Annotated in this window: 9 protein-coding genes; 5 read left to right on the forward strand and 4 right to left on the reverse strand. The window is 63.5% G+C overall.

Annotation, left to right across the window (positions count from 1 at the left end; genetic code table 11):
- The first annotated feature begins 8 nt into the window (after positions 1–8).
- The 4 genes from HU738_RS06040 to HU738_RS06055 all read left to right on the forward strand — a co-directional run bounded on the left by HU738_RS06040 (position 9) and on the right by HU738_RS06055 (position 6316).
- Positions 9–1685 carry an aryl-sulfate sulfotransferase gene (locus HU738_RS06040; RefSeq protein WP_186601421.1) on the forward strand — a complete coding sequence of 559 codons (1677 nt, stop codon included), beginning with the start codon at positions 9–11 and terminating at the stop codon, positions 1683–1685.
- 296 nt (positions 1686–1981) lie between these two features.
- Positions 1982–3424, forward strand: a complete 1443-nt coding sequence (gabD, locus tag HU738_RS06045; RefSeq protein ID WP_176509150.1) for an NADP-dependent succinate-semialdehyde dehydrogenase — start codon at positions 1982–1984, stop codon at positions 3422–3424.
- Positions 3425–3604: 180 nt separating this feature from the next.
- Complete coding sequence (gene gabT / locus HU738_RS06050; protein WP_054887246.1) at positions 3605–4882, forward strand: 4-aminobutyrate--2-oxoglutarate transaminase; 1278 nt, start codon at positions 3605–3607, stop codon at positions 4880–4882.
- Between the two features lie 138 nt (positions 4883–5020).
- Entirely contained in the window at positions 5021–6316 is a 1296-nt protein-coding gene (locus HU738_RS06055) for a response regulator (protein ID WP_225923404.1), read from the forward strand.
- 27 nt (positions 6317–6343) lie between these two features.
- On the opposite strand, the gene HU738_RS06060 is transcribed toward HU738_RS06055, so the two are convergent.
- Both HU738_RS06060 and desA read right to left on the reverse strand, forming a co-directional pair.
- Positions 6344–7330 (reverse strand): GGDEF domain-containing protein, encoded by a 987-nt coding sequence (locus HU738_RS06060; RefSeq protein WP_186601630.1) that lies wholly within the window; start codon positions 7328–7330, stop codon positions 6344–6346.
- Between the two features lie 141 nt (positions 7331–7471).
- Entirely contained in the window at positions 7472–8656 is a 1185-nt protein-coding gene (desA, locus tag HU738_RS06065; RefSeq protein WP_186601420.1) for a delta-9 fatty acid desaturase DesA, read from the reverse strand.
- Positions 8657–8804: 148 nt separating this feature from the next.
- Between desA and dibA the strand changes: the two genes are divergently transcribed.
- Positions 8805–10700, forward strand: coding sequence for a phosphodiesterase DibA (dibA, locus tag HU738_RS06070; RefSeq protein ID WP_186601419.1), 1896 nt, complete (start codon positions 8805–8807; stop codon positions 10698–10700).
- Between the two features lie 212 nt (positions 10701–10912).
- Here the strand turns inward: dibA and HU738_RS06075 are convergent, their stop codons facing one another.
- Both HU738_RS06075 and HU738_RS06080 read right to left on the reverse strand, forming a co-directional pair.
- Entirely contained in the window at positions 10913–11557 is a 645-nt protein-coding gene (locus HU738_RS06075) for a methionine ABC transporter permease (protein ID WP_186601418.1), read from the reverse strand.
- Positions 11547–12656 (reverse strand): methionine ABC transporter ATP-binding protein, encoded by a 1110-nt coding sequence (locus tag HU738_RS06080; protein WP_186601417.1) that lies wholly within the window; start codon positions 12654–12656, stop codon positions 11547–11549. The genes HU738_RS06075 and HU738_RS06080 overlap by 11 nt, the downstream gene beginning before the upstream one ends.

The raw sequence follows: 12656 nt of genomic DNA on the forward strand, positions 1-12656 counted from the left end.
GCTTTGCCATGAACGCCAAGACTGAAACCCCGATACTGCCTGAAGGCGCCTGCCTTACTGCCAAGGTCCCCGAGCGCACCGATGCGCTGCTCGGCGATGTGGTGGTCAACCCGTACCGCCTGGCGCCGCTGACCGCGATCATCCGCGACGGTGGGCGCAACCTGAGCGCCGCCCATGTGCGGGTGCGCGGCAAGGGCGAGCGCGGTGTGGACATTGCCTACGAGGTGTCCGAGCGCTCGCTGTGGACCTATGGCGGCATCCCGGTATTCGGCCTGTACCCGGACTACGTCAACCAGGTGGAAGTGACCTACAAGCTCGACGGCGAGCGCATCCGCGAGCAGTACCAGATCTATGCTCCGGCCGTGCGCCTGCCGGTGGTGGCGAAGCAGACCGCCGCGCTGCCGGAGGTCGAACCGGTCAAGGTGGCGCCAGGCTTCGAGCAGCGCCTGTACCTGTTCAACCACCTGCAAGGTGATATTCCCGGTGGCCGTGCCTTCAAGTGGAACGGCCTGGGCGGCGCCGCGGAATGGGACCAGGTCGGCAACAACTGGATCTCCGACAGCAATGGTGACGTGCGCTGGTACCTGGACATCGAGCAGATCCACGACTCCAACCGCCGCGACGGCCTGGGCGGGACCATGGGCTTCCAGCAGACCCGCGATGGCAAGCTGATCTGGGGGCAGGGCCAGACCTACTCCAAGTTCGACCTGCTGGGCCGGCGTATCTGGCAGCGCAACCTGCCGGACAAATTCGCCGACTTCTCCCACGAGATCCGCGAAACCGCCAACGGCACTTACCTGCTGCGCGTCGGCACCAGCGATTACCGGCGCCCGGACGGCAAGCGGGTGCGTTCGATACGAGACCACATCATCGAGGTCAACGAAGCCGGCGACGTGCTGGACTTCTGGGACCTGAACCAGATTCTCGACCCCTACCGCGGCGACTTGCTGGAAACCCTGGGCAAGGCGGCGATCCAGCTGCCAGAAGGTGTACAGAAGCAGGACGACCGCCTGGCCAACGAACTGGCCGAAGGTGACCTGCCGTTCGGTGATACCCCAGGGGTGGGCACCGGGCGCAACTGGGCCCATGTCAATGCCATCGACTACGACGCCGATGACGACAGCATTATCGTTTCAGCGCGCCATCAGGGTGTGGTGAAGATTGGTCGTGACAAACAGGTGAAGTGGATTCTCGCATCCCCTCAAGGCTGGCCGCAGCGCCTGCGCGAGAAGGTACTGACCCCCGTCGAGAGCGAAGGCTTCGACTGGTCCTGGACCCAGCACACCGCCTGGCTTACCGGCAAGGGCACGCTGACCGTGTTCGATAATGGCTGGGGGCGCGACTTTGCCCCGACCAAGCTCAGTGGCAACTACAGCCGGGCGGTGGAGTACAAGATCGACGAAACCAAGGGCACGGTCGAGCAGGTCTGGGAGTACGGCAAGGAGCGCGGCGACGAGTGGTACAGCCCGGTGACCTCGGTTGTGGCCTACCGGCCGGAGACCGACACGCAGTTCATCTATTCGGCTTCGGTCAACTTCCTCACGCCCGAGAAGCTGACCACCACGGTGCTCAACGAGGTACGCCGGGGGACTCAGGAGGTGCTGGTGGAGCTCAAGGTACACAGCCGCCAGCCGGGGTCCGTTGGCTACCGGGCCCTGGTGATCGACCTGGCCAAGGCGTTCTGAACTGGGTGGGCATGACGTAAATTCTGTATGGATGCATGCATCGAGCGCCGCCCGCGCGGCGCTCGATTCCACAGGCACTGAAAATGCCATGGCAACCCCCGCCTTTCACATGTCTCTGCGCTCGATCGTCTAACCTGTAACGGCTTTTTCGGACTGGGTGTTCAACCATTCGTTCTTTTTTTCGAACAGCCTATTGTCCAACACCCCAGCACCCGCTTAGGATTCGTTTGAGATTTCAAACGCTCGATGCCCTGCCTTGGGCGCTTTTCACACAATCAACAATTCGGGAAGCCGACATGCAGCTCAAAGACGCTCAGTTGTTCCGCCAGCAAGCCTTCATCAACGGTGAGTGGCTGGATGCGGACAGCGGCCAGACCATCAAAGTGACCAACCCGGCCACTGGTGAAGTCATCGGTACCGTGCCGAAGATGGGCACCGCGGAAACCCGCCGCGCCATCGAAGCCGCCGACAAGGCCCTGCCGGCCTGGCGCGCACTGACCGCCAAAGAGCGTTCGGCCAAGCTGCGTCGCTGGTTCGAACTGATGATCGAGAACCAGGACGACCTGGCTCGCCTGATGACCACCGAGCAAGGCAAGCCACTGGCCGAAGCCAAGGGCGAAATCGCCTACGCCGCCTCGTTCATCGAATGGTTCGCCGAAGAAGCCAAGCGCGTCTACGGCGACACCATCCCCGGCCACCAGCCAGACAAGCGCCTGATCGTCATCAAGCAGCCGATCGGCGTTACCGCGGCCATCACCCCGTGGAACTTCCCGGCCGCCATGATCACCCGTAAAGCCGGCCCGGCCCTGGCCGCTGGCTGCACCATGGTGCTCAAGCCTGCTTCGCAGACCCCATACTCGGCATTGGCCCTGGTCGAGCTGGCCAACCGTGCCGGCATCCCGGCTGGCGTGCTGAGCGTCGTTACCGGCAGCGCTGGCGAAGTCGGCGGCGAGCTGACCGGCAACTCCCTGGTACGCAAGCTGTCCTTCACCGGCTCGACCGAAATCGGTCGCCAGCTGATGGAAGAATGCGCCAAGGACATCAAGAAGGTTTCCCTGGAGCTGGGCGGCAACGCTCCGTTCATCGTGTTCGACGACGCCGACCTGGACAAGGCGGTCGAGGGCGCGATCATCTCCAAGTACCGTAACAACGGCCAGACCTGCGTCTGCGCCAACCGTATCTACGTGCAGGATGGCGTCTACGACGCGTTCGCCCAGAAGCTGGCCGCTGCTGTCGCCAAGCTGAAGATCGGTAACGGCCTGGAAGAAGGCACCACCACTGGCCCGCTGATCGACGGCAAGGCTGTCGCCAAGGTCCAGGAACACATCGAAGACGCCGTAGGCAAGGGCGCCAAGGTGCTGTCCGGTGGCAAGCTGATCGAAGGCAACTTCTTCGAGCCGACCATTCTGGTCGACGTGCCGAACACCGCTGCTGTCGCCAAGGAAGAAACCTTCGGCCCACTGGCACCGCTGTTCCGCTTCAAAGACGAAGCCGAAGTGATCGCCATGTCCAACGACACCGAGTTCGGCCTGGCCTCGTACTTCTACGCCCGTGACATGAGCCGTGTGTTCCGTGTCGCCGAGGCCCTGGAATACGGCATGGTCGGCATCAACACCGGCCTGATCTCCAACGAAGTCGCGCCATTCGGCGGCATCAAGGCTTCGGGCCTGGGCCGCGAAGGTTCCAAGTACGGTATCGAGGACTACCTCGAAATCAAATACCTGTGCATCAGCGTCTGATCGCCAGGTAAAAGGCTTTACCTCTGCCAGCGGGGCGCGAGAGCGACGTCTCGCTGGCCTTTTTGACATCGCAGTACCTGGTGGGCAGGGCGTTTACGGCAGTCGATCAACGAATACTGTTCGCGAACACACCCGGCCACCCCCGAATAAAAGCGCCGCTGTCGGCGCAATGAGGGCTTTATGAGCAAGACCAACGAATCCTTGATGCAACGTCGTGTAGCCGCCGTCCCACGTGGCGTCGGCCAGATCCACCCGATCTTCGTGGAATCCGCGAAGAACTCGACGGTGATCGACGTTGAAGGCCGCGAACTGATCGACTTCGCCGGCGGCATCGCAGTACTCAACACCGGCCACCTGCACCCGAAAGTGGTTGCAGCTGTGCAAGAGCAGCTGACCAAGGTCAGCCACACCTGCTTCCAGGTGCTGGCCTACGAGCCTTACGTCGAGCTGTGCGAAAAGATCAACAAGCTGGTCCCAGGCGACTTCGACAAGAAGACCCTGCTGGTTTCCACCGGCTCCGAAGCCGTTGAAAACGCCGTCAAGATCGCCCGTGCTGCCACCGGCCGCGCTGGTGTTATCGCCTTCACCGGCGGCTACCACGGCCGTACCATGATGACCCTGGGCCTGACCGGCAAGGTCGTGCCGTACTCCGCTGGCATGGGCCTGATGCCAGGCGGCATCTTCCGCGCCCTGTTCCCGAGCGAACTGCACGGTGTCAGCGTTGACGACGCCATTGCTTCGGTCGAGCGCATCTTCAAGAACGATGCCGAGCCGCGCGACATCGCCGCGATCATCCTCGAGCCAGTCCAGGGCGAAGGCGGCTTCCTGCCAGCGCCGAAAGAGCTGATGAAGCGCCTGCGCGAGCTGTGCGACAAGCACGGCATCCTGCTGATCGCCGACGAAGTACAGACCGGCGCTGGCCGTACCGGCACCTTCTTCGCCATGGAGCAGATGGGCGTCGCGCCTGACCTGACCACCTTCGCCAAGTCCATCGCTGGCGGCTTCCCGCTGGCCGGTGTATGCGGCAAGGCCGAAATCATGGACGCCATCGCTCCGGGCGGCCTGGGCGGCACCTACGCCGGTTCGCCGATTGCCTGCGCCGCGGCCTTGGCCGTTATCCAGGTGTTCGAGGAAGAGAAACTGCTGGACCGCAGCAAGGCTGTTGGTGAGCACCTGACCACTGGCCTGCGCAAGATCCAGGAAAAGCACCCGATCATCGGTGACGTCCGCGGTCTGGGCTCGATGATCGCTGTGGAAGTCTTCGAAAAAGGCACCCACACTCCGAACGCTGCTGCCGTTGCCCAGGTTGTGGCCAAGGCGCGTGACAAGGGTCTGATCCTACTGTCCTGCGGCACCTACGGTAACGTCCTGCGTATCCTGGTTCCGCTGACCGCCGAAGACGCGCTGCTGGACAAAGGCCTGGCTATCATCGAAGAGTGCTTCGCTGAACTCGCCTGATGTGATGCGCTTCATGAAAAAACCCGCTTAGGCGGGTTTTTTTTGTGCCCAGAAAAGCCGGGTGAGGCTATGGTGGTGGAAGGGATTCGCCTTGGAAGCTGCGAAGGACTGTGTGTCAGGGATATTCAGGAGTTGGCCATGAGTGCTGCAGACCCCACCCCACCTTGCGTATTGATCGCCGAGGGCGACCCTTGGGTACGCGAAATGCTGAGTGAAATGCTGCTCAGCGTGCGTTGCGACGCCCGTTTGCAGGTCTGCGCCGACGGCTCGCAGGCGCTGACTGCGCTGGCCAGCAAACCTGACCTGATCATCGCAGCCCGTGAGTTGGCAGGCTGCGATGGCCTCGACCTGCTGCGCAACGTGCGCGCCAAAGGCCCCGAGCTGCCATTCATTCTCATGAGCAACCGCAGCGATAGCGCCAGTGTGCGCGAAGCGCTACCGCTGCACCCCACGGCTTACCTGAGCAAACCGCTGAACCTGGACAAGCTGCGCAAAAGCCTGGAAGAGTTGCTGCTGGCCGTGGGCGAGCAGATCACCTGCCCGGTGCCGCCGTTGCAGCCTGGCGCCAACCTGCCGGCTTACCTCGAGCAACGTCGCGCCACTGCCGATGGCGGGCCGTTGTTCGCCGATGTGCAGGTGGCGATCAAGCGCGCACTCAACCCGCAGGGCCTGAACCTCAAGGTGCTCGAAGAGGAAGTGCGCGACGACCCGCAGATCACGGCGGTGCTCATCGCCGCCGCCAACAGTGCCAGCCTGCACCGTGACGCACCGGTGCAGACGCTGATGCAGGCGCTGAACAAGCTCGGCAGCACCCAGAGCATGAACCTCATTCTCGGCCTTGCCCTCAAGCGCAGCGCGCGGCTGAGCGACCCGCTGCTGACGCAACATGCCACCCATTACTGGAACCTGTCGCTGCACACGGCCGAATACGCCCGCACGCTGGCGCGCATGCTCGAACTGGATCAGGAGCGCTGCTACTGTGCCGGCCTGTTGCACTGCCTGGGCGACCTGGCGGTGCTCCGTTGCCTGCAGGAGTGGCGCCTGGCCGGGGGGGAGCTGGACGAAGACCGGGTGCAGCTGTCGCTCAACGAATTCGGCGCAGCGTTCGGCTCGGCGCTGCGAACCCGCTGGCGCTTGCCGCTGAGCCTGCGTGAGCTGATCGCGGCCATCTATCAGCTGGGTGGCGGGGTGTATTCGCGGGAGATCCTCGCCTTGAACCTGGCCGGGCAACTGGCGCGCCTGCCGGCAGATCAGGGGCTGGAGAAGATTGCCAGCAGCAAGACGGCGCGTTTGCTGAAGATTGGGCTGCCGGAGCTGAGCCGGTTGCGCAAGGTGGAGAATCCTGAGGTAAAGCCGCAGGAGGACGTGAAGGAGCCTGTGATGGAAGCCAAGGGTGAGGAACCCCCTACTCCTGAAGAACAAGTGCCGACTTAACGTATCGGGGCTGCGCAGCAGCCCCAGTCAGCCGCGAACTATCTGATTCTTACCCTGCCGCTTGGCCCGGTACATCGCCGCGTCGGCGCGGGCGAACAAGCTGTCCAGCGACTCGTCTTCCTCCGTCAGCCCGGTCAGCCCCTGGCTCACCGTAACGTTGTACACCTCATCGCCATGGCTGAAGCCCTGGCGCTGAATTTCCCGCTGCAACCGCTCGGCAATCTGCTCGGCGACCTGTGCATTGCAGCCTGGGAACACCGCTGCGAACTCCTCACCACCGATGCGCCCGAACAGGTCACCGCGACGTAGCACGGCCTTGCCGCTGTCGGCGATGCGCTGCAGCACCTGGTCACCTTCCTGGTGCCCGTAGTTGTCGTTGATACGCTTGAAGTCGTCGATGTCCAGCAGCAGGAAGGCCAGAGGCGTGCCGTCCTCCCGGGCACTGTCGAAGGCCTGCTGGGCACACTCGAAGAAGTGCCGGCGGTTGCTGCTCTGGGTCAGGACGTCGGTGGTGGCCAGGCGCTGCAGTTCGCCTTCGAGCTGCTTCTTTTCGGTGATGTCTTCGGCGATGCCGACGATGATCACCCGCTCGCCTTCGCTCTGCTGGTTGATGTAGCACTTGTCGCTGAGCCAGCGCACCTGGCCGCTGGCGTTGAGGATGCGGTACTCGCGGTCTTCCACGGCGCCCTTGAGCAGCACCTGGGCCAGGCTGCGTTCGGCGAATTCCAGGTCGTCGGGGTAGATGCTGTCGCGCCATTCGTTGTAGTCGGCCAGCACCAGGCTGGCCGGGCGACCGAAGATGCGCTCGTAGGCCGGGCTGACATAGAGCACCTGGCGGGTTTCCCAGTCGAACGCCCAGAGTACGGCGTTGACGCTGTCGAGCAGCGAGCTGTAGAGCTGTTCGCGCTCACTCAGGCGGGCGACTTCGCCCTGGGCATGGAACAGGGCCAGCAAGGTTTGTGCAGCTTCGGGAGGCGGTGTACCTGAAAATGACGAAGGAGGGTTTCTGGCCATGAGCACGGAGCAGTTCTCATTGATGAGGCGCGCGGCCACTAACCGGCCCGCCACGCGGGCGATGTGCCGGGTTTGAGTGGATTTTCAGCGAGGAAGTTCCAGCAGGCACGCCCCGTTGCAGGGCGTGCCGATCAGCGGCTATCAGGCGCCGGTGGGGCGCAGGGAATAGGTTTTCAGCTGTGCCGCGAAGTCGCGCAGGGCATGGATGCCGCTGGCCTCGGCCTCGTGTACCCAGTCCTTCATGGCCGCGAGCATATCGTGGCCGTTGGCACTGGTGCGAGCCCAGATCTGTTGCAGGGCCAGACGTTTCTCGTAGATGGTTTTCAATGCCTGGCTGTGGGCCAGCATGCGCTCGATGCGCACGTGGTGGCGGTCTTCCAGCAGGCTGGTTTCACGCGAGAGCAGGCGCTTGGCACGGCGGAAGCGGTGGCGCACCGAGGCATCGACCTTGGCCAGCTCCTGCTTGACCAGCGGGCCGATCACCAGTTTGCGGTACTGGGCCATGATCTGGAAACGGTTGTTGAGGATGGCCATGGCGGTGTCCATGTCCAGGCTGGCCTTGCCCTCGACGCGGTGGGCGATGGGTGCGACACGCTGCACCTTGGCCAGGCGCAGCAGGCAGAACAGGCGGATCCACGCCCAGCCCATGTCGAACTCCCAGCGCTTGACCGAGAGCTTGGCCGAGTTGGGGTAGGTGTGGTGGTTGTTGTGCAGCTCTTCGCCACCGATGACGATGCCCCACGGCACCAGGTTGGTGGCGGCGTCGCGGCATTCGAAATTGCGGTAGCCGACCGCGTGGCCCAGGCCGTTGACCACGCCGGCGGCCCAGAACGGAATCCACATCATCTGTATTGCCCAGATGGTGATGCCGATGGTGCCGAACAACAGCAGGTCGATGACCGCCATCAGCACGATGCCGCCGAGCTTGTAGCGAGAGTAGAGGTTACGCTCGATCCAGTCTTCCGGGCAGTTCTTGCCATAGATGCGCAGGGTTTCGGGGTTGCGTGCCTCTTCGCGGTAGAGTTCGGCGCCTTTGCGCAGAACCGTGCCCAGGCCCTTGTACACCGGGCTGTGCGGGTCGTCCGGGGTTTCGCACTTGGCGTGGTGCTTGCGGTGCACGGCCGTCCATTCGCGGGTGTTCTGTGCCGTGGTCAGCCACAGCCAGAAACGGAAGAAGTGCTTGAGCGCGCCATTGAGCTCCAGGGCACGGTGGGCGGAGTAGCGGTGCAGGTAGAGGGTGACGCTGACGATGGTCACATGGGTCATCAGCAGGGTGACGCCAACCAGTTGCCAGGCCGACAAGTCGAGCAGACCGTTGTACCACATAGGTGTAGAAGCCCTCGGGAATGCAGGGAGAAGGGGGTGATTATCCCTTGGCAGGGAAATAAAACCAGTCACCCTTTCAGATAGGAAGTCACGGCATGTTTCAGCCTTTATAATGCCCCATCTTTTTTCATGGGCTTTCCCCCCCGACATGTCTGTTTCCGTTCGCGACGCCTTGCGCATGGCCGCGCTGTATGTGGTGCTCTCGTTCCTCTGGCTGGTGCTGGCCGAGGTGGTCCTGCGCAGTATGTCTGACGACCCGCTGGCGTTGACCGTGGGCCGGCAGATCAACGTGGTGGTGTGGGTGCTGGTCAGTGCCTTGCTGATCTTCGTGTCCCGCGCCCGTCTTCTCAATTTCATCGGTATCGGCGCGCGCCTGCGCAGCGAGGACCGCGAGCGCCTGCGCATGGCGGCGGCGGTGTTCGACAGCACCTTGGAGGGCGTGCTGGTCACCGACCGCCAAGGCCTGATCGTGCACGTCAACCGCGCCTTCATGCGCATCACCGGTTATCAACAGGAAGAAGTGCTGGGCCATCGCCCCAGCAAGTTCAAGTCGGGCCGCCACGGCGTGCCGTTCTATCAGCAGATCTATGCCGCCCTGGCCGAAAAGGGTGAGTGGAGTGGCGAGATCTGGAACCGCCGTAAAAGCGGTGAGATCTATCCGCAGTGGCAGACGATTTGCGCCATCCGTGACGACAGTGGCGAGCTGAGCCATTACGTGGCGGTGTTCAGCGACATCAGCGCGATCAAGCATTCCGAACAGGAACTGGCCTACCTGGCTCACCATGACCCGCTCACCGGGCTGCCCAACCGCCTGCTGTTCAACGACCGTACCGAGCAGGCGCTGGCTTCGGCGCAGGTCAACAAGCGCGGCTGCGCCTTGCTGCTGCTCGACCTGGATCACTTTCAGAGCATCAACGACGGCCTTGGCCACACCATTGGCGACCAGTTGTTGAAGCTGGTAGGCGAGCGTCTGCGTGAGGCCGTTGGCAGCAACGTGACCCTGGCGCGCCTGGGCGGTGACGAGTTCGCTGTGCTGGCCGAGAACTGCCAGCAGATTGGCCAGGCCGGCAAGCTGGCACAGGGCATCATCGAACGCATGCGTGAGCCCTTCGAATTCGATGATCACCGGCTGTTCATCAGTGCCAGCGTGGGCATCAGCCTGTTCCCCACCGACGCTCTGAGCGCCGAGCAGTTGTTGCGCAATGCCGATTCGGCGCTGTTCAAGGCCAAGGATAATGGCCGCGCCTGCTATGCGCTGTACACCGAAGAGCTGACCGCTCACGCCCAGCACCGGGTGGAAACCGCGAGCGAGTTGCGCCGGGCGCTGGCCAATGATGAGCTGCGGGTGTTCTACCAACCGGTGCATGACCTGTTCACGGCGCAGAGGGTCGGTGTCGAGGCCTTGGTCCGTTGGCAGCACCCGCAGCGTGGGTTGGTTCCGCCGAGCGATTTCATCCCCATCGCCGAACGCACCGGCCTGATTGCCGAGATCGATGCCTGGGTGTTGCGCGAGGCCTGCCGGCAGATGGTGCGGTGGCGGGAGGATGGGCGGACGTTGGCGTTCGTTGCCGTCAATATCTCCAGCCGCTTGTTCGGCCAGCGTGAGTTGTACCGGCAGGTGGCCGATGTACTGCATGAAACTGGGCTGGACCCGGCGCTGCTGGAGCTGGAAGTGACCGAGAGTGCGGTCATGGAAGACCCGGAAGTGGCACTGGAACAGCTGCATCGCCTGCGCGAGCTGGGGCTGAACCTGGCCATCGATGACTTTGGCACGGGGTACTCGTCGTTGCTGCGGCTCAAGCGCCTGCCGGTGCAGAAGCTGAAGATCGACCAGGGCTTCGTCGCTGGCTTGCCGCAGGATGATGATGACATCGCCATCGTCCGGGTGATCGTCGCGCTGGCGCGGAGCATGGGCATGCAGGTGCATGCCGAGGGGATCGAACAGGCTGAGCAGGCGCGGTTCCTGCTGGAGCAGCAGTGCCAGTTGGGGCAGGGGTACTGGTTTGGGCGGCCGGTGCCGGCTGGGGATCTGCGCTGGGGCTGAGGGGTATGGCGGGTGTTGTTCAGCGCCTGCGAGATCGAGCGCCGCCCGCGCGGCGCATCGCGGATAAATCCTACAAGCCATGCGCCAAGGCAGGCGACCCTGGCGTAACAGGTTCGGCACGTTGCAACAAACTGTAGGAGCGGATTTATCCGCGATGCGCCGCGCGGGCGGCGCTCGGTCTCACAGGCGCAGAAAATGTTATGGCAGGCACGTCAACGCTTGTTCAAGCCTTTCGCCAACCGGTCCCCTCCCAGCTGGATCAGTGCCACCAACGCCACCAACATGGCAATCACGGTCAGCATGATCTGGCTGTCGAAACGCTGATACCCATACCGATAGGCAATATCCCCCAGCCCACCCGCACCAATCGCCCCGGCCATGGCTGACGAGTTGATCAGCGTCACCAGGGTAATGGTGAACCCTCCCACGATCCCCGGCAGCGCCTCGGGCAGCAGGACGTGCCAGACGATGTGCCAACGCCGGCAGCCCATGGCCTGCGCTGCCTCCACCAGGCCATGGTCGACTTCCCGCAGGCTGACCTCGGCAATCCGTGCAAAGAACGGCGTTGCGGCGATGGTCAGTGGCACCATGGCGGCCCACACGCCATAGGTGGTCCCTACCACCAACCGGGTGAAGGGAATCAGTGCGACCATCAGGATCAGGAACGGGATCGAGCGGAACAGATTGACGAAGGCGCCCAGCACTCGATTGAGCAGCGGTGCCTCGAAGATACCGCCTTTGTCGCTGGTGACCAGCAGCACCGCCATCGGCACCCCCACCAGCAGTGCGACCAGCGAGGACACGCCGACCATCAGCAACGTGTCGAGCAAGCCTTCAAGCAAGCGATCAAACCACATGGCCCAGTACCTCCACGTCTTCGGCCCAGCGGCGGGCGCGTGCGAGCAATTGATGGGTGTCATGCGGCGAGCCCTGAATCGACAGGATCAGCTGCCCGAGCGCATGCTCGCCGATGGTCTCCACACCGCCCTGGAGCAGGCGCACGCGTCCGCCCAGTTCGCTGAACAAGTCGGACAATGCCGGCTCGCCCAGCAGGGTGAGCTTGAGCACCACCGCGCTGTCATGGCCCGCTGGGCTGGCGCGCAGCTTTGCCTGCAAAGCCACGGGCAGCTTGGTCTGCAACGGGGCGAGCAGGGTCCGGGTGACGTCATGGTGCGGGTTGCCGAACACGCGCCAGACTTCGCCCTGTTCGACGATAGCGCCACGTTCCAGCACCACCACGCGGTGACAGATGTCGCGGATCACTGTCATTTCGTGGGTGATCAGCACCACGGTCAGGCCCAGGCGCTGGTTGATGTCGCGCAGCAGTTCGAGGATCGACGCCGTGGTCTCCGGGTCCAGCGCCGAGGTGGCTTCGTCGCACAACAGGATCTCGGGGTCATGCACCAGCGCCCGGGCGATGCCGACGCGCTGCTTCTGCCCGCCAGACAGCTGCGCCGGATAGACGTGATGCTTGTCCTGCAAGCCAACCATCTCCAGCAGTTCGCGAACCTTGTGCTGGCGCTCGGCCTTGGCCACGCCCGCCACCTTCAGTGGCAGCTCGACGTTCTGCCACACGGTCTTGGCCGACATCAGGTTGAAGTGCTGGAAAATCATGCCGATGCGCCGGCGCAGTGCCACCAGGCGCTCCTCGTCGAACGGCGCAATGTCTACCTGATCGATCAGGACACGGCCCTGGCTCGGCTGTTCGAGGCGGTTGATGGTGCGCAGCAGCGATGACTTGCCCGCGCCACTGCGGCCGATGATGCCGAAGATCTCACCACGGCGGATGTTCAGGTCGATGCCCTGCAGTGCCGGTTGTTGCTGGCCAGGGTAGGTCTTGCCAAGGCCGATGAAGCGGACGTGGGCTTCGTTGACCTCCGGGCGCAGGGCCTGCTCCCTGGCCGTTGGCGGCGATGGTTGTGCGGTGGGCGCCCTGAGCGCGTTGGCCTGGCTCAT

Source organism: Pseudomonas vlassakiae, assembly GCF_014269035.2.
Classification (GTDB): Bacteria; Pseudomonadota; Gammaproteobacteria; order Pseudomonadales; family Pseudomonadaceae; genus Aquipseudomonas; species Aquipseudomonas vlassakiae.